At 61.4% G+C, this 16,289-nt stretch carries 19 protein-coding genes and 1 riboswitch; of the genes, 4 read left to right on the top strand and 15 right to left on the bottom strand.

From position 1 onward, the window contains the following. Positions 1-32: 32 nt before the first annotated feature. Together alr and NZ740_09325 are read left to right on the top strand one after the other, a co-directional pair. Positions 33-1,181: an alanine racemase gene (gene alr / locus NZ740_09330; GenBank protein ID MCS6772210.1), complete on the top strand. Its 1,149-nt coding sequence runs from the start codon at positions 33-35 to the stop codon at positions 1,179-1,181. Positions 1,182-1,239: 58 nt separating this feature from the next. Then, the gene (locus tag NZ740_09325) at positions 1,240-2,064 is read left to right on the top strand and encodes a PEP-CTERM sorting domain-containing protein (GenBank protein ID MCS6772209.1); all 825 of its coding nucleotides are present in this window, start codon (positions 1,240-1,242) and stop codon (positions 2,062-2,064) included. 67 nt (positions 2,065-2,131) lie between these two features. On the opposite strand, the gene NZ740_09320 is transcribed toward NZ740_09325, so the two are convergent. The 14 genes from NZ740_09320 to NZ740_09255 form a co-directional block, all read right to left on the bottom strand. Continuing rightward, positions 2,132-2,779 carry an energy-coupling factor ABC transporter ATP-binding protein gene (locus NZ740_09320; protein ID MCS6772208.1) on the bottom strand — a complete coding sequence of 216 codons (648 nt, stop codon included), beginning with the start codon at positions 2,777-2,779 and terminating at the stop codon, positions 2,132-2,134. Beyond that, positions 2,776-3,486, bottom strand: coding sequence for an energy-coupling factor transporter transmembrane protein EcfT (locus tag NZ740_09315; protein ID MCS6772207.1), 711 nt, complete (start codon positions 3,484-3,486; stop codon positions 2,776-2,778). The genes NZ740_09320 and NZ740_09315 overlap by 4 nt, the downstream gene beginning before the upstream one ends. Further along, the gene (cbiM, locus tag NZ740_09310) at positions 3,464-4,102 is read right to left on the bottom strand and encodes a cobalt transporter CbiM (GenBank protein MCS6772206.1); all 639 of its coding nucleotides are present in this window, start codon (positions 4,100-4,102) and stop codon (positions 3,464-3,466) included. Before cbiM ends, NZ740_09315 begins: the two co-directional genes overlap by 23 nt. A 2-nt stretch (positions 4,103-4,104) precedes the next feature. After that, positions 4,105-4,530: a hypothetical protein gene (locus NZ740_09305; GenBank protein ID MCS6772205.1), complete on the bottom strand. Its 426-nt coding sequence runs from the start codon at positions 4,528-4,530 to the stop codon at positions 4,105-4,107. Beyond that, a complete protein-coding gene (locus NZ740_09300; protein MCS6772204.1) occupies positions 4,527-5,171 on the bottom strand; it encodes a DUF4198 domain-containing protein in 645 nt (214 codons plus the stop codon). The genes NZ740_09305 and NZ740_09300 overlap by 4 nt, the downstream gene beginning before the upstream one ends. Beyond that, a complete protein-coding gene (locus NZ740_09295; GenBank protein ID MCS6772203.1) occupies positions 5,168-5,956 on the bottom strand; it encodes a hypothetical protein in 789 nt (262 codons plus the stop codon). Before NZ740_09295 ends, NZ740_09300 begins: the two co-directional genes overlap by 4 nt. Before the next feature lie 76 nt (positions 5,957-6,032). Next, positions 6,033-6,458, bottom strand: coding sequence for a nickel-responsive transcriptional regulator NikR (gene nikR / locus NZ740_09290; GenBank protein MCS6772202.1), 426 nt, complete (start codon positions 6,456-6,458; stop codon positions 6,033-6,035). Between the two features lie 23 nt (positions 6,459-6,481). After that, positions 6,482-7,120: a thiamine phosphate synthase gene (gene thiE, locus NZ740_09285; protein MCS6772201.1), complete on the bottom strand. Its 639-nt coding sequence runs from the start codon at positions 7,118-7,120 to the stop codon at positions 6,482-6,484. Further along, positions 7,117-7,914, bottom strand: coding sequence for a thiazole synthase (locus NZ740_09280; GenBank protein ID MCS6772200.1), 798 nt, complete (start codon positions 7,912-7,914; stop codon positions 7,117-7,119). The genes thiE and NZ740_09280 overlap by 4 nt, the downstream gene beginning before the upstream one ends. Before the next feature lie 4 nt (positions 7,915-7,918). Further along, positions 7,919-8,116 (bottom strand): sulfur carrier protein ThiS, encoded by a 198-nt coding sequence (gene thiS / locus NZ740_09275; protein ID MCS6772199.1) that lies wholly within the window; start codon positions 8,114-8,116, stop codon positions 7,919-7,921. Beyond that, positions 8,113-9,195 carry a glycine oxidase ThiO gene (thiO, locus tag NZ740_09270; GenBank protein MCS6772198.1) on the bottom strand — a complete coding sequence of 361 codons (1,083 nt, stop codon included), beginning with the start codon at positions 9,193-9,195 and terminating at the stop codon, positions 8,113-8,115. The genes thiS and thiO overlap by 4 nt, the downstream gene beginning before the upstream one ends. Then, complete coding sequence (cytX, locus tag NZ740_09265) at positions 9,192-10,484, bottom strand: putative hydroxymethylpyrimidine transporter CytX (GenBank protein MCS6772197.1); 1,293 nt, start codon at positions 10,482-10,484, stop codon at positions 9,192-9,194. Before cytX ends, thiO begins: the two co-directional genes overlap by 4 nt. Further along, positions 10,471-10,585: riboswitch (TPP riboswitch) on the bottom strand. It overlaps the preceding gene by 14 nt. A 58-nt stretch (positions 10,586-10,643) precedes the next feature. Next, positions 10,644-11,861, bottom strand: a complete 1,218-nt coding sequence (locus NZ740_09260) for an adenosine deaminase family protein (protein MCS6772196.1) — start codon at positions 11,859-11,861, stop codon at positions 10,644-10,646. Positions 11,862-11,869: 8 nt separating this feature from the next. Further along, entirely contained in the window at positions 11,870-12,673 is an 804-nt protein-coding gene (locus tag NZ740_09255; GenBank protein ID MCS6772195.1) for an SDR family oxidoreductase, read from the bottom strand. A 145-nt stretch (positions 12,674-12,818) separates the two neighbouring features. Between NZ740_09255 and NZ740_09250 the strand changes: the two genes are divergently transcribed. Both NZ740_09250 and NZ740_09245 read left to right on the top strand, forming a co-directional pair. Further along, on the top strand, positions 12,819-13,517 hold the full coding sequence (locus NZ740_09250; protein ID MCS6772194.1) for a protein-L-isoaspartate(D-aspartate) O-methyltransferase: 699 nt from the start codon (positions 12,819-12,821) through the stop codon (positions 13,515-13,517). 352 nt (positions 13,518-13,869) lie between these two features. After that, the gene (locus tag NZ740_09245) at positions 13,870-14,637 is read left to right on the top strand and encodes a class II glutamine amidotransferase (protein ID MCS6772193.1); all 768 of its coding nucleotides are present in this window, start codon (positions 13,870-13,872) and stop codon (positions 14,635-14,637) included. Between the two features lie 398 nt (positions 14,638-15,035). On the opposite strand, the gene NZ740_09240 is transcribed toward NZ740_09245, so the two are convergent. Continuing rightward, a partial coding sequence (locus tag NZ740_09240; GenBank protein MCS6772192.1) for a DUF3387 domain-containing protein occupies positions 15,036-16,289 on the bottom strand: 1,254 nt, incomplete at its 5' end.

Here is a 16,289-nt window from a genome sequence, read left to right as displayed (position 1 = left end):
CTCGCGGCACGGATTCGGTACGGTCCGATCCCATGATTTCGCCCTGGGTTCAGGTCGATTTGGGCCTGCTGGACAGGAACATCCGCGCGGTCCGGCTGGCCCTGAATTCCAGAACCTCGGTTGTGCTGGTGGTAAAGGCTGACGCTTACGGACACGGGCTGATTCCGGTTGTCCGGCAGGCGGCCCGGTCGGGAGTGACGTGGTTCGCCGTTGCCTATTTGCGGGAGGCAATCAACGTTCGTCGCACGGCGCCGGACGCCAACATCGTAATCCTCGGCGCGGTTTCACCCGAGGACGTTCGCACCCTGATCGAGGAACGTCTATACCCGATCGTTGTCGACGAGGCGCATGGGATGGCCCTTGCCCGCGCCGCGCGCGCGATCGGCGCGACTCTGCACGCCCACCTCAAAATCGATACCGGAATGGGCCGATTCGGCGTTCCGTGGGAAGAGGCCGTACCGATCTACGAGCGTCTGGCCCGCCAGCCGGGCCTCGCCATCACGGGTCTTTGCACGCACTTCGCGTCCGTCGAAGCCAGGCGTCCCTCGTTGGGACCTCTCCAGATGGAACGCTTCCGGCAAATCGATGAACAGATTCGATCCCGCTCGGTTCACCCCCTGTTCCGGCATGTCTCTAGCAGCCGCGCGTTTTTGATCCAGCCCGATTGGGACCTCGACGGCATCCGCCCGGGCATCGCGGTCTATGGATACGGCGCCCGCGAGCGCGGCATGCGCATCCAGACCGAACCGGTCCTCCAATGGCGCACCGGCGTAATGCAGGTCAAACGCGTTCCTTCTGGAACGCTGGTCGGCTACTACAGCACCTATGTCACACCTGCGCCCACCACGCTCGCGGTCATCGCCGTCGGCTACGCCGATGGATACCACCGAGCGTTGAGCAATCGCGGTCACGTCCTCATCGGCGGTCGGCGCTGCGCCGTTGTCGGCCGCGTTAGCATGAACTGGATTGTCGCCGACTGCGGACTGAATGCCGATGTCTCACCTGGCGACGAGGTTGTTCTTATCGGCCAGCAAGGATCCGAATCCATCTGGGCAGACGAACTCGCCCGGCAGGCCCGTACCATCCCCTACGAAATCCTCACCAGCATTCACCCGAACATCGAACGCCGCTATGTGAGTTCGCCGAGCCTCCCTCTGTTTGGAGATCCGCAAAGAGTCTAATAAAAATTTTGCAAAATTCTTGCTTAGTAAATCCTATAGATAGTCATACTACATCGTTGTGAATCGTTTTTTAGTCATCTTACGGATCGTTGGCATCGCGTTCATCGCGACGAGCGCTTCTGCTTCGTTTATCGCTTTCGATTCCGCGTCCGATCCCGCCTATTCGGGTGGATGGACGAATGGGTCCAACGGAGGATACGGATTTGGCCCTTGGGTCCTCACACATCCGTTTCCGTCCATCGCATTCGGGATCGGCCCGTCCACGGAAAACGACGATGGGGTCGATGATGGCGTTCTGTGGGGACTCGCAAACGATGGCGATATCGGCAACGCCTTTCGTCTGCGTGGCGTCGACCAGACCGCCACCGCGGGGCGACGATTCCTCCACGGACCTCTGACGGTTGGCCAGACTTTTTCGATCGAATTCGACAACGGGTGGCAAAATGAGGCATTATACGCCATTCGGTTGTATGAGACCGATTCCTCATTCAATCCAATAAATCTTTCCTTCGAAGTTTTCCTCCAACTCTCCGCGTTCTATGAGCGAGGTCCCGGTGATACTTGGCTGCAGCATGGGACAGAAGGCGTTCGCCTCGATTTCACGATTACGGGCACCGTTGACTACGGTAGCTACACGAACTACGCGTATTCGGCGACGCTCACAAGGCGCGACGGCGTGGCGTCGAACGTAACAGGTGAGGTTAGCTATCTGCCAAACTACGTCCAGGCAGCGAACTTGGTTCCATTTGGCGGCAACCCCGTTCGCGAAGGGTTCTATATCAACAGGATGTCGATCGTTCCCGAACCGGCATCGGTTGCCTTCATCGCCCTCGGCGCCGCCGTTATCGGCTTCGCTCGCCGCAAAAATTTCCATCGTATGTAAAAATTTTTTTCGCGGCTTCCATGCCATGGAAATTACAGGGCATGGAAAAAATCGCCGTCCTTCGAAACTAACGGGGCGCTGCACCCAGATCGACGCGGCGGGTGGCGAGTCGGGCGAGGAGATCCTCATCGTGCGAGGCGATGATCATGGGCAGGTGCGACGCAGCCAATTCACGGACCAATCGATCTCGCGCGTGTTCGTCCAGACCCGCCGTTGGTTCATCTAGCAGCAGCGCGCGGGGCTCCATGACGAGGACCGTCGCCAGCGCGACCAGCCGCTTTTCGCCCTCGGACAGGCGGTAGGTGATGCGCCCGGCAAGATGACGGATGCCGAGGCGCTCCAGCGTGTCGACGACGGCGCGCTCCACCCGGTCTCGCGGCCATCCGAGGTTGAACGGGCCGAACGCCACGTCTTCATCCACGGTCGCGCAGAACAACTGATCATCCGGATTTTGGAAGACGAGCCCCACCTCGCGGCGCAGCGCGAGAAAATCCGTCTCCGTCTTGCACAGGAACCCGCGGTGCCGGATTTCGCCGGCCTGCGGGCGAAGCAAACCCATTGCGAGGTGGAGCAGCGTGCTTTTTCCCGAGCCGTTGGGGCCGGTCAGTCCGATCCGCTCGCCCTCGGAAAGCGCAAGAGAAAAACCTCGAAAAAGCGGGCGCCCAAAGGGATGCGCGAATTCGATGCCGGCGAGTTCAAGGATAGGACCACTCATCCCCGACCCCCCAGAACGAGCAACGCGGCAAAAGCGAGGCCGACCGCCACAAACACTCCGTCGAGCGGTCGGAATCGGAAATGGTGAAGCAAAGGAAAGTCGCCGCGGTAACCCCGGCACTTCATCGCGCCGAGGATCCGGTCCGCGCGATCGAGGCTCCGCACCAGGAGCATTCCCACGAGACGGGTGAGGCTCCGATAGGTGTGAGCATTCGGGCGCGGCCGAAATGCGCGCGCGCGCATCGCCCGCTGCATCCGCTGCTGCTCGAGCCACAGCACCTCGGCATATCGCACGGCAAGGAGCAGGACGTGAACAAGCGGGCGCGGAACCCGCAGGTGCGCGAGGGCGTGAGCGAGAGCACCCGCCTCGATCGTGCTGATGAACAGCGTGATGGCCAGCAACATTGCATTGGCCCGCGCGGCAATCGCGGCCGCGAACCGCCAGCCTTGTGATGGATCCAACAGAGGAATCGTGGCCCACCAGATTAGAAGAAATAGATTGAGCGCGATAAAGCGCGGAGCAATCGACCGCAACGGCAGTCGAGCGGCGAGGGTGAGGGCTGCGAGCGCGCCACATGCCACGGAGAGGGCCCTTAGGTCCGAAACGGCCGAGAGCGCAAATAGCCATGCCGCACAGACGGCGATTCGCGCTCGCGGATCGATGCGGTTCAGGGTGGCGGGCGCCTCAATCGCGGCGAGCAGGGCCATGGAGCAGCCCTCCCTCGATCAGCAACTCCGGTCGGACCTTCATCAGGAATCCCGCAATGCCCGCAGTGATGACGGCCTCGACAGCGATAATTGGGGCGTGAGCGGCAAATAGCAAAGCGGCTGCGCCGACGAAGCTGCGGTCCGAGAGCGCAAGCGCTAGGGCGGCCAGCGCTCCGCTGGACGCGATCGACAGAGCCGCCGTGCCGCCGGCGACTAGCGGTGCCCATCGCGCGACCGCGGGCGATCGGTTCATCCAGGCACGCGCAGCGGCGCCCAGCAAGGCGGCAGGTCCGGCCAGAATGGTCGTATTCGCGCCGAGGACCATTAGTCCTCCAAATCCAAACAACACGGCTTGTAAAAAAAGCGCTACCAGGATGGCTGGAAAGGCCCGCATGCCGAGAAGCAGCCCGCAAAGCCCTGACAGAATCAAATGAACGCTGCCCGGCCCGATCGGCACATGGATCAGCGAGGCGACAAAAAAAACGGTCGTGAGCATCGCGACCCTCGGAATGTCATCGTCTCGAATGGCGCGCAGTCCAATGGCGGTTCCGGCCGCCGCTGCGAGGCCGCCCCCTAGGAGAACGGGTCCAGACAAGATGCCTTCAGCGATGTGCACGGTCAGACGCGCCTGCGCACCATGAACCAGGTCCCAAACAGTCCCCAAATCACGGCCACGCCGGTGACGACTGGCCAGAACAGCGGTCGGGCAGGGGGTGGGGGCGCCGGCGGGGTGTGCATAGCGGGGCTGGCTTCGAGGGTGGTTTCCAGCGCGTGGCCCATGCCGTCATCAACTCGAATTCGCCAGGATCCGGCGGTGAACGGGAAAAAAACGAAGCGGCCTTCACGGTCGGTCGACCCCTGCTGGAACACGCGATCCTCGCCCGGAGCGTACACTGTTACCTCGACAAAAGCTGCCGGCGAGCCGTCCGCATAGCGGGCGGCGATGCCCGCGCCGCCGGAAAGGGGGTCGGCCGTGATCGCATGCGCCCAAAGAAGGCGGGGAACCCACGCCATCAGCGCGGCGAACCGGGCAGCACGAATCATGGCGACACGTCAAACACAAGAGTGGCGGTTTGCCCTCTGTCCGAAACGGCGGCCAGATGACGGCCAGACTTCCGCGGCGAAAAGGTCGAGGGGAGGTCAGCGCCAGTTTCAACCCAGCTCGTGCCTCCCTCTGCGGCCATAATTTGAACCTTGGCCCGGATTCGGATGCCGTCCCGCAGGACAGCGAGCGGGAATGGCTCATTTCTCCGCGCATCTTCGACACGGGCCAGCGGCACGATTTCAAGGCCCTGTCCGCGGGAGTAGTCGGCCGGTTCGCTTTGCGCGTTTTGCGGAACAAGGATCAGCGAAGCCCAGTGGGCAGGCTCCTCCAGGTGTGGACGCTTGAGCACCAGGGTGAGTCGAGCAGCGCAGCCTCCGGGCGCGGTATAGAGCGCCCGGCGCTGCCCGCCCTCCGCGGTTGAGGCCAATTCTTCGCGCGCCCCCGCGCACTCCGCATAAAAAGCGGCGATGAGACGGTCCGCGACGGCCAATTCCGACGCTGGGAAATAGTGGCCGCATCGGATGAAGAGTTCGACCGGCTGCCCCGGCTCCGGCCGTAGGCTGGCCGCGTCCAGCCAGATCTCATGTGCGGAAGCGGAGAAAGCGGCCGCTGCGAGGGCGATGACGACGAGCCTCTTCAAAAGCGATGCATCAACGTGATGTTCGCGCGAGTGTAGCCGGCGCCTTCGCCGATTTCGAAGCCGGTTTTCAGGATCGTCTGTTCGTCGAACGGGATGTAAAGGCCGGGCAGAATGGACCAACTATTTTCGAGATCGTCGAACGAGCCGAAGAATTCAAGGCCGGCAGCCGTGCCGTGCGGCTGGCCGGTCAGTGACTCGCGGATCCCGAGCCCCCACTCCTGGTAATCTTCGTCGCCCTCCCAGCCGGCAGTGAGGTTGAGCGTCACATTTCCGTGCGTGCCGAATTCGCGGGAGAGGATCAATGTCCCCTCGTAAACCTCTTCACTGTCGAGCAGCTCTTTGGCCCTATCGAAGGGGATTTCGAAAGAGGCCGAAATGGCGGCGTTGACGGGCGCGGCCTCGGTGAGGCGGTATTGCAGGGAGACGGTAAACGCCTCGAAAAATGGAGGTGGGCCGTGGGGCGCGAATTCCTCCTGGCGTTCCTCGACGACCAGACCATTGTTGAATTTTGCATAATGCGTGTGGACGTCGAACATCAGGCGGTCCGTGATGCCGTAGGCGAGGCCGGGCGTGAGTTCCCAATGATCCTGCTGGGGGTCGTTTTGATCCTCGCTCATGTAATCGTAATGAAGACGGGCGACCCGTTCGCCTTTCCGTGCCGTCGTGTAACTCTCGAGTTCGATGAACTCCAGCGCATGGTGCGCAAGGGCGGGCGCCGCCATCAGGGCCGCGAGAAAGGCGAGACGAACGCACATCCAACGATGAACGTCAGTAATAACTTTCATAAATTGGTAGTACTACTGTCTGCGCGTACCAGCGGCAAGAAAATTCAGAACCCGTTCCTCGAAGGGAGCGGTCGGCTTAGGAAGCGGCGCGCCCGTGAAGGTGGGACCCTGCCGCGCTCATGGTGATGGAGCCGTCCTTGACGCCGCGGAGCGAAATCAAGCGATCGGCGAGGTCTTGAGCCTTGGTCGCCCGGCCGCGCGCGATGATGACTTCAAGGCAATCGTCGTGGTTGAGGTGAATGTGCGTGGTCGACACGATTTCATGATGGAAGGCGTGTTGAATGTCGGTGAGCCGCTCTTGGAGCTGCCGTTGGTGGTGGTCGTACACAATCGTGATGACCGCAACGACCTCGCGGTTGTCTTCGACCCGTTGCTGGATCAGCGCGCGGCGAATCAGGTCGCGCACGGCTTCCGATCGGTTGTTGTATCGGCGCTCATGGAGCCAGCGGTCGAATTGACGGATCAGATCTGAATCAATCGAGACGGAAAATCTTTCAACCATATCGACATGATAGATATGGAGTTTCAAATCGTCGACGTCGATTCGCGTGGCGTCTCGAACCAAGCCTTTCTCCATTGGGCGACCCGTTCTGACAGGTCCGCGGCGCGGAGCAGGTCCGAAATGACCGCGCAACCATCCGCTCCGGCTGCGCGAAGCGCGGGCGCCCGTTCCGCGGTGATGCCTCCGATCGCGACGACAGGCCTACGTGTTAGGCTGCGGAGTTTGCGGAATCCCTCGATGCCGATCGGTCGGTGTGTGAACGATTTAGAGGGGCTTTCGAAGACGGTCCCGATCGCGATGTAGGACGGTTCGCACGCTTCGGCTCGGGCCAGTTCCGCCTCGTTGTGTGTGCTGATCCCGAGCCGGAGACCGGCCCCGAAAATCTCCTCCAGCGGAGCGCCGTCGAGGTCATCCTGCCCGAGATGGACGCCGTAGGCTCCGCTTTCGAGAGCGAAGGCCCAATCGTCGTTGATGATCAGGCGGACGCGGCGTTCGTCGGCGATCCGGACTGCGGCCTCGAGCCGCCGCCGCCGCTCTTCTTCGGAGATCCCCTTGATGCGGATTTGAACCAGGTCGAGGCCGCAGGCGGCTAGTTTGGGGATCCAGTCCGGGTGGTCGACGATGGGGTAGAGCCAAAACGGCTCCATGGGGACCGCTTTCATGGCCGGGCTGGCGCGTCATGCCAGAACGGCGTTCCTGCGACCGGCGTGCTCGGAGAGGCGAAGTCTCGGACCGGCATGAAGCCAGCCTCGAATCCGGCACGGCCCGCGCGGACGGCCTCCGCAAACGCCCGGGCCATGGTGACCGGATCGCGCGCGAGGGCGATTGCGCTATTTACGAGTACGGCGTCGAACCCCAGCTCCATGGCGCGGGCCGCTTCGGACGGCTTCCCGAGGCCTGCGTCGATTACAAGCACGGTGTCAGGTAGGCGGGCTCGGAGTGTTTTGAGGGCGAATTCGTTCACCAGACCCCGACCCGACCCGATGTAGGAGCCCCAGGGCATCACCACCCGGCATCCGACTTCGACGAGTCGGAACGCGGTGATGAGGTCCTCGGTGGTGTAGGGAAGCACCTCAAAGCCCTCACGGGTCAGGATGCGGGCGGCTTCAACCAGCGCGGCGGTGTCGGGCTGCAGCGTTTCGTCGTCGCCGATGACCTCTAGTTTGATCCAATTTGTCCCGAAGATCTCGCGGGACATTTGCGCGATGGTGACCGCCTCCCGGACGGTTTTGCATCCCGCCGTATTCGGGAGCACTCGGACGCCTAACGACCGCAGAAGCTCCCAGAACCGTTCTCCCGATTTTTCCCGAGGATTCTGGCGCCGGATGGCGACAGTGACAATGTCCGCGCCGCCCGCGCGGACGGCCTCGGCCATGATCGCAGGGGAGGGGTATAGAGCAGTCCCCATCAGCAAGCGGGAGACGGGGCGATAATCACCGATGACGAACTCCGGCATGGGCTTAACCTCCCTGAATGGGCCCGAGGATTTCCACGTCGTCTCCGTCGCGCAAAACGGTTTCCGAATGGAGGCCCTTCGGCACGAATTCTCCATTGACGGCCGCTGCGACGAACGGAGGATCCCCTCGGCGCGTGATCAGTTCGGAAAGCGTCAGGCCGTCGGCCGCCTCGACCACCTCGCCATTGACACGCAGTTTCATGAGTGAACCTCCCAAAGTGCCGCCATCGCGGGATCGCGGTCTCCGCGCTCGAGGTAGGTGATGGCGGCGTCGACCAGAACAGGGGCGAGAAGGAAGCCATGCCGGTAGAGGCCGTTGATGCGGAGCAGGCCGGGTCGCGCCACAAGGCGTGGCAGGTTGTCCGGGTAGGCGGGCCGGCACGAAGAAGCGAGTTCCACCACGCGCGCTTCCGCAAAGCCGCTGTGAAGCGTATACGCCGCGCTGAGCAGTTCCAACGCGGACCTGACCGTGACCGGTCCGGCGTCTTCGCTCTCGATCTGCGTCGCGCCAATCAAATAACGCTGGTCGCGACGAGGCACGACGTAGATGGAATAGCGTGGATGCATCAGACGAACGGGCCTTGAGAGATGCACTTCGGGCGCCTCAACCATCGCGATCTCGCCGCGAACTCCGCGAAGTCGCGGATCGTCCTCCCTTGCGCCCAAGCCGCGGCAGTCGACAATCCAGTCGGCTCGTTCCACGACATGGTCGGCCCGGATTTGCCCGGGTTCGATAACCTCGACTCGTTGGTGGTAGCGGGTCTCGACGCCGAGTCGCTCCATTACGCGGCCAAGCTCGGCTAACAACTCGCGGTTATCGAGATGGCCTTCCTGCGGGAAATAGAGGCCGCGCGTGAAGCGACCGGAAAGCTCAGGTTCGAGTGCGCCGATTTCATCGGGGCCGGCCTCACGCATTGCTTCCGGTGGAAGCGCCCGTTCAATCACACGGTTCCGCAAGCGCTCGAGTTCGAGCGCGTCGCGGGGGTGTGCGACCACGAGGCTTCCATTCCGCCGCAGGTATACGTCGGCCCCCAGCTCGGCCAGATCGGCGGGCCAGCGCTCGCAACCCCGCAGTCCTAGCTCTGTTATGATCGGCTCGGAGGCAACGCGCTCGCAGTAGGGGGAGAGCATACCGGCGCCGACCCACGTGCAGGATCCTCGGCCATCTGGGCCGTTTTCATCATAAACGACGACCGACCAGTTGCGTTTGCGCAATCGGGCCGCCAGGAGCCGCCCAACCACGCCGGCGCCGACGATGATGAACGATGAGGATCGGCTCATGAGCGAGCGTCTCTCTTGAGTGAAAAGACAAAATACACAAAGCCGGAGACCGCCATCGAGGGCAAAGATGCGCCAAGCCAAGCGGCTAGCCCTGCGATGGCATGGAAGGCGATGCACCCTATTACCCATGCGGCGACGCCGGGGATGTTGAATCCGTTCCAAACGGGATTCACTGAACCCGCCCGAAGCACACGGGCGTCATAACGGCCGCGATGGCGCACAAAAAAGTCCACGAGAACTACGCCGAACAGCGGGCAGAACACCGAGCCGATCATGAGGAGGAAGTGCTCGTACCGAGTGGGGTCCATGAAAAGCGCAAAGAGGGTGCCCAGTCCGCCGCAGAGCAGGATGCCCGTTCGGACGGAAATTTTCTCGCGGATGCTCGAGAGCGATACCGCGTGCGAGTAGACATCCAGAAATGTCGTTGTGACCGTGGAGATGAGCACAATCACCAACGCCGCGGCCGCCCAGCCGGCTTCGGCCATCATGCCCATGAGGACGGCGTCAGGGGTGTTCGAATTTGCGGCGATGGCTGCCGCGATTCCGAGGGCATACATCCAGACGCCGCCGGCAAAATAACCCAGATAGGTTCCCCAAAACGCGCCCCGCGGGCTCGCGGCGTGGCGTGCGTAGTCGGCGGCAAGAGGCATCCAGGAGATCGGCATGGCAATCGCGAGGTCCAGCGCCACCATGAACGGCATGCCGCCTCGGCCGTCCTCGCGGAGAAGGCCGCCGAGGTCGTATTTGGAAACAAAAAGCACCGTCATCGCTACGCACAACAGCGCGAGGAGGATTACGCTGATTTGCTGGAGACGACGCCACACACGCGGTCCGCCCAGCGCCCAGAGGGTGGTCAGTACGCCGATGGCGACAACCCAAACCCGCGGATCGGCGGAGACCGAGGGTGCGAGTTTTGAGGCCGCCTGACCGCCGATCCAGAGCATCACCGCCGTCCAGCCGATGAGCTGCAGCACATTGAGAGCGGCCGGCAGGTAGGAACCGCGGCGCCCGAGCGCTCCGCGCGTGGTGACCATCGAAGGCTCTCCGGTCACCGCGCCGATGTGTCCGGCGATGGCCATCGGGAGGTTTCCGATCAGCCGGCCGAGGATGATGACGGCCAGGCCGGCCGAAAGGCCAAGGGGTGCCAGCAATCCGCCTGCCCAGATTTCAGAGAGGGCAATCGCGGCGCCGGCCCAAAGGAAAAAGTATTCGCGACCTCTTAGTCGGTTAGATGAATCTCCAGCGGACGCTGGCGGTTCGATTGACGTAGATGAAGGATTTGATGTCATGCTTCCCTCCGTCGGCATTATCCGAACAGGTTCAAAGGGTTCGCGGCACGCGCCGCGTCTCAGCCCGCACCTAGTCGGCGCGAGCACCCCTAGCTATATGGGCAATAAACCGGGCGAATGTCCGTTCGTCAAGTGCGGCCGCGGGAGCAGGCAGCCACTCTAAGTGAGATATTCTCTTTCGAGGGTCTCGAAGCGGTCGATCACCTGTCTGACGTAGGCGCGTTTAGCGGAGTAGTCGCCCGGGAAGAAGCTGCCCTTGAAGCCGGCGACGATGATATTTCGGAGTTCGCGTGGCGTGAGCTTCAAATGCTCGACCGCAAGCAAGATTTCCCGCGTGACCGAGGTGTTGGAGACGAGGCGGTTGTCAGTGCAGATGCTCACGGAGAGGCTGTGGTCCAGCATTTTTCGAAGCGGGTGTTCCGCAAGGGATTTCATCTGGGGCAGCGTCTGCAGATTGCTCGTGAGGCAGACTTCGATGCAGATACGTTGGCTGGCGATGTAATCCGCCAGATGGTGGACATACGCCGCGGGGTCCTCTATTTCGGGGTCCCGGATGAGATTTTCCGCAAACAGCCACGTGCCATGGCCGATTCGGTTGGCGTAACATTCGGTGATCGCCTGGAAAATGGATTCCGGTCCATAGGCCTCGCCGGCGTGAACGGTTTTTCTGAGAAAATGGCGATGGGCGTATTGGAAGGCCTCCTTGTGATCGTCGGCCGGGTAGCCCGCCTCGGCGCCTGCAAGGTCAAAGGCGACAACGGGAAGGCCGAGCTCATGCTTGAAAACCGCGGCGGCTCGGGCGAGCTCGAGGGATGCGGCCGCGTAGACTTTTTTGCGGGGGGCATACGGCATGATGTGCATCAGCGCCTTGTAGTAGGGCGACATGCGCTCGTTGAAAAATCGCAGGGCGCACACAATGATGCCAAAGTGAAAGGGCAAGTCGCGGCCTTCTCGGACCGCCTGGGATCGGTTGTGCTCCTTTTGTGCGCGCTCCATGCCTCGTACCGCCGATTTGACGACTTCGTCCATCGGGAAGTCTTCGCGCGCATGAAGCTGCGGTGCGAACCGCGCCTCGACGTAGCGGACGCCCTCCGCGATATTGTCTTGCGCCAGCTCGTATGCGATCCGCTCGATATTTTCGGGCGTGTGCATCACGGCGCAGGTGTAGGCAAACCCTGCCAGATAATCGGGTAGGTCTTTGTAGAAATCCTTGAAGACCTTCTCGCGAAGCCCGGCTTCGGTGTAGGAGGGCAATTTGACCCCCCCCGACTTTGCTAATTCAATCAGCGTTGAGATGCGGAGCGAGCCATCAAGGTGGACGTGGAGATCCGTCTTTGGAATTCGCCGAATGAACTCCTCGGTGATGGGGCGGGGCATCGCAAGCCTCAATTCGCGGGCCGTTCTTCAGGGGTGAGTTCGCCGCCGATAATGGACGCACCCCCGTCCACATAAATCGTCTGGCCCGTGATTTTTTGCGAAAACGGTCCCAGAAGAAACGCTACCGCGTAGGCAACCTGTGTTTTCTCCTCATACACATTCCAAGGCAGCGGGCTGATTTTCTGCCACGTGGCGGCGAGCATATCGAAATGAGGGATCGACGTCGCCGCTTTCGTCGCCACAGGCCCTGCGGAGACCGCATTTACGCGAATCAGGTCTTTGCCGTGGCGCCTTGCCAGCGCGCGCACGATGGCCTCCAAGGCCGCCTTGTTGACGCCCATCCAATTGTAGTGCGGGAATGCCAGCCGCGACTCGAAGGTGAGCGTGACGACCGATCCGCCATGAGGCATGTGCGGGTAGGCGTGCCGGACCACGGAGGCGAGCGATACCGCGCTGATGTGGAATGCCGTTTTGATGTCCTCGATCGCGTCGGTGTGAAATTCGGGACCCAAACATGTCTTGGGGTTCGCGTACCCGATCGAATGAACCACGCCGGCGATCTCTCCCAAGCCACCAAAAAAGGACTTAAGCTCGTCCTCAATTGTCACGTCGCAAAATCGGATATCGAGCGCGGCTTTTTGCTCGGGGGTCAGGTCCTTGCTGCGATCGAAGAAAATCCGCTTCAATCGCTCGTTCTGCACCGTATAAACGACCTTGCCTCCATACTGCTCGATGACTCGCCCCACCGCGAATGCGATCGAATCGCTGTTGAGCAGACCCATCACGACGTACGTTTTACCGCTCTCGATCATGTCATGCCTCCGTGGTTCATCAAGGACGGTCGCACACTCGCGGCGCCCCTTTCAAGCTCGCCGTGCCGGCGGAATTCATGCTAAGAAGAACAACATGCAGAGATTCGCGTACGTTGCCATCAGTCTACTGGTTGGAGGGTTGCTCATGCAATCGAGTTGCCGCGCGGAAAAAGGGACGGCGGCCGACGACGAATGGAGCCGTCTTCGCCACGAAATGGTGGCCTGGCAGATCGAGGCGCGCGGCGTGCGGGACCGGGCGGTTCTCGAGGCGATGCGCACTGTGCCCAGACATCGATTGGTGCCAGATGACGTGCGGGCTTACTCCTATGAGGACACCCCATTGCCCATTGGCTGGGGCCAGACGATCTCGCAACCCTACATCGTCGCGCTGATGACGGAGTTAGCGCAAGTCCGTCCCGGACACCGCGTGCTCGAGGTGGGCACGGGCTCCGGTTACCAGGCTGCAGTCCTGGCTCAAATGGGCGCGGAGGTCTACACCATCGAAATTCTCGAGCCGCTGGCCGAGCGCGCCGCCCGAGATTTGCAGACCCTGGGATATACAAACGTGCACGTGAGGGCAGGGGACGGCTACCTCGGCTGGCCTGAGGCGGCGCCCTTTGACGCGGTGATCGTGACCGCCGGCGCCACGCATGTGCCGCAGCCGCTGATTGACCAATTAAAGCCGGGCGGCCGCATGGTGATCCCCGTTGGCGAGACGCTGCACACCCAGTCCTTGCGGCTTCTGGAGAAAAGGGAGGACGGTTCCCTTGAGGAACGAGACGTCCTGCCGGTGCGGTTTGTCCCGTTGACAGGCCCCAACGCCGAGCGGCGTGATCAGCCGTAATCAGTTGGGGCCTCAGGGAGATCCGAAGTCTCGCCCTTTACCCTCAAGCGTCGGCTAATCCGGAATTGTCAAATTGGGGACGGAGACGCCCGAACCCCTCGGCAGCTTCCTCCGTGTTTGGGTCGTCGAAAGGCGCACGACGGCTTCCTTGATGAAATGCAGGCAATCGAACCGAAACGAAAAATGACGGCGATACACGGTGAATGCACACCTTCGAAGAAGCACGCACGGAAGACCTAGAGGCGTATACCTCCTCGCGGCGGAGCGCGGATCGCTTGAATCTTAAATTCGGCAGTGAAAAAAGATTACTTTTCCTATCCGATGCATAACATCTCCAGAGGAGCGTAACTGTATGTGTGAGCTTCTCGGCCTAAATTTTAATTTACCGATTTCTCCCTCGCTTTCGTTTCGAGGTTTTCGCCACCGCGGTGAGGAAAATCCAGACGGGTGGGGCATAGCTCGCTTTGAAGGGAAGGCTTGCCAGGTTGTGAAAGAGCCGACTTGTGCAACAGACAGCGGTTTGGCGAAGTTTCTTCGAGATTATGAAAATTTTCGAAGCACAATTTTTATCGGGCATGTGCGCCATGCTACCCGAGGAAGCCCGGCGCTGGTGAATACCCATCCTTTTGTTCGAACCTTTCGAAAACGGGAGGTGGTTCTCGCGCACAACGGACATGTGGAATCTGTTATGGACCCGTCGGCATTGAAATTTCACCCCGTGGGGGAGACCGATTCAGAGTATCTCTTTTGCTCACTCCTCACGAAAATGTCGGTGGAGAAAATTGATTTTGAAGACTATGAGAAAATCGAGGCGATGCTCCGTGAGTTCAATCAGTTTGGAACCATGAACCTGCTGATGTCGGAAGGCGTCCATCTGTATAGCTACCGCGATGCTCACGGTTACAATGGGCTATCGGTGACACGGCGAGTCACTCCCTTTGGCACCGTGCGACTCATGGATGAAGATTGGATTGTGGACCTCGATGAGGAAAAAAGTCCTGATCAGCGAGGGATCATCATTGCAAGTAAGCCTCTGACCGTCGGGGAAAAATGGCAGGATTTGACACCGGGCACGCTCAACGTCTTCGTAGGCGGCGCATGTGTTTATTCAGGCGCGTAGCGAGGCTCCAAACGCGGGCATCATCGCCTGAACCGAGGCGGGCCTTCGGCATCTCGGATGGGATTCCTCCAAAGCGCGAGGAATAAGCAACCATTCACGATGCGCCTCTAGCGGATGTTGGGATTACGGCGTCTGAGTAGCACCTGGCCAGGCTTCAAGTATTCTGTCTAGCACTCGGATAACAAAGTACTGACCTACAATCCCCTCCACCATCGCATCTGCCTTTCTTCTTGGAGCGGATGCCGGGCCATACCCACTGCCTCGAGTATTTCGTTTACCGCCATTTCGTCCGCCTGCGCATTCGCGCACCGTTCAAGGACTGGAAAGCGGACCAGGCGCCCTCCAAAACTGGAATCCCAGCGCGAAGCGACATCTGCCGCCTTGTTCAGGCGCCCTACTCATGCCGCCGCCCATTCCGCCGACAGCAGTTCCGCCTGCTCCAAGACGGTCTGCGTCGCCTTTTCCTGCTTATCCGGCGGATAGCCGTGTTTGCGCAGGATGCGCTTGACCAGCACGCGCAGGTTTGCGCGGACGTTCTCGCGCATCGTCCAGTCAATCGTCACATTTGCGCGCACGGTCCGCACCAGTTCCTGTGCGATCGCGCGCAACGTCGGCTCGCCCAGCACCTTCACCGCGCTGTCGTTCGTTTCCAGCGCGTCGTAGAAGGCCAGTTCCTCCTCCGACAAGCCCAACTTCTCGCCGCGCGCATTCGCCTCGCGCATGGCCCTTGCGAGGTGAATCAGTTCCTCGATGACCTGAGCCGCCTCGATGGCCCGGTTCTGATATTTCCGGATCGTCTGCTCCAGCATCTCGGCGAACGAGCGCGCTTGTACGACGTTCTTGCGGCGGCGTACCTTCAGCTCGCCCTTGAGCAGCTTCTGCAGCAGCTCCACCGCGAGATTTCGCTGGGGCAGGCCGCGTACCTCGGCCAGGAATTCATCGGACAAGATCGATAGGTCCGGCTTCTTCAAGCCCGCGGCGGCGAACAAATCCACTACCCCCTCCGGCAGAATGGCCTTCGAAACGATCTGCCGGATGGCGTGGTCCACCTCCTCCTCTGGACGGCGTTCCCCCGGCGCACGCTTGGCCAGCGCCGCCGCCACCGCCTGGAAGAACGCCACCTCGTCGCGAATGCGCAGCGCCTTCTCGTGCGGCACAGCCAGTGCGAACGCTCGCGAAAGCTCGCGTACGGCACGCAGGCAACGATCCTTGCCGTTCTCCTGCGCAAGGATGTGCTCCTGGGCCAACGGGAGGATGCCGAGCCGCTCCTGGGGTGTGCCACTTGTCCATTTCGACCGGTCGAAGCCGTGGAAGAGCCCGCAGCAGACCTCGTACTTCTCCAACATCACCGCCACCGCCTCCTCCTGATCGAGGGCGGCACGCCCCGTTCCGCCGCTCTCTGTGTAGGTCGCCAACGCGGCCCTCAGTTCGTGGGCAAGCCCCAGGTAGTCCACCACCAGCCCGCCCGGCTTGTCCCTGAACACGCGGTTTACGCGCGCGATCGCCTGCATGAGGCCGTGGCCGCGCATCGGCTTGTCCACATACATCGTGTGCAGGCTCGGCGCGTCGAAGCCGGTGAGCCACATGTCGCGCACGATGACGAGCTTGAATGGATCGTTCGGATCGCGGAAGCGCTGTGCTAGCATTTCGCG

Source organism: Kiritimatiellia bacterium (assembly GCA_025054615.1).
Lineage (GTDB): Bacteria > Verrucomicrobiota > Kiritimatiellia > CAIVKH01 > CAIVKH01 > JANWZO01.
Note: the sequence above shows the minus strand (reverse complement) of the source record. Positions and strands in the feature narration are given on the sequence as shown.

Bases quoted from the DNA above. Each gene is read 5' to 3' on its own strand.
- alr (MCS6772210.1), top strand. From the start codon at position 33: ATGATTTCGCCCTGGGTTCAGGTCGATTTGGGCCTGCTGGACAGGAAC.
- NZ740_09320 (MCS6772208.1), bottom strand. From the start codon at position 2,779: ATGAGTGGTCCTATCCTTGAACTCGCCGGCATCGAATTCGCGCATCCC.
- NZ740_09315 (MCS6772207.1), bottom strand. From the start codon at position 3,486: ATGGCCCTGCTCGCCGCGATTGAGGCGCCCGCCACCCTGAACCGCATC.
- NZ740_09305 (MCS6772205.1), bottom strand. From the start codon at position 4,530: ATGATTCGTGCTGCCCGGTTCGCCGCGCTGATGGCGTGGGTTCCCCGC.
- NZ740_09295 (MCS6772203.1), bottom strand. From the start codon at position 5,956: ATGAAAGTTATTACTGACGTTCATCGTTGGATGTGCGTTCGTCTCGCC.
- nikR (MCS6772202.1), bottom strand. From the start codon at position 6,458: ATGGTTGAAAGATTTTCCGTCTCGATTGATTCAGATCTGATCCGTCAA.
- thiE (MCS6772201.1), bottom strand. From the start codon at position 7,120: ATGAAAGCGGTCCCCATGGAGCCGTTTTGGCTCTACCCCATCGTCGAC.
- NZ740_09280 (MCS6772200.1), bottom strand. From the start codon at position 7,914: ATGCCGGAGTTCGTCATCGGTGATTATCGCCCCGTCTCCCGCTTGCTG.
- thiS (MCS6772199.1), bottom strand. From the start codon at position 8,116: ATGAAACTGCGTGTCAATGGCGAGGTGGTCGAGGCGGCCGACGGCCTG.
- thiO (MCS6772198.1), bottom strand. From the start codon at position 9,195: ATGAGCCGATCCTCATCGTTCATCATCGTCGGCGCCGGCGTGGTTGGG.
- cytX (MCS6772197.1), bottom strand. From the start codon at position 10,484: ATGACATCAAATCCTTCATCTACGTCAATCGAACCGCCAGCGTCCGCT.
- NZ740_09260 (MCS6772196.1), bottom strand. From the start codon at position 11,861: ATGCCCCGCCCCATCACCGAGGAGTTCATTCGGCGAATTCCAAAGACG.
- NZ740_09255 (MCS6772195.1), bottom strand. From the start codon at position 12,673: ATGATCGAGAGCGGTAAAACGTACGTCGTGATGGGTCTGCTCAACAGC.
- NZ740_09250 (MCS6772194.1), top strand. From the start codon at position 12,819: ATGCAATCGAGTTGCCGCGCGGAAAAAGGGACGGCGGCCGACGACGAA.
- NZ740_09245 (MCS6772193.1), top strand. From the start codon at position 13,870: ATGTGTGAGCTTCTCGGCCTAAATTTTAATTTACCGATTTCTCCCTCG.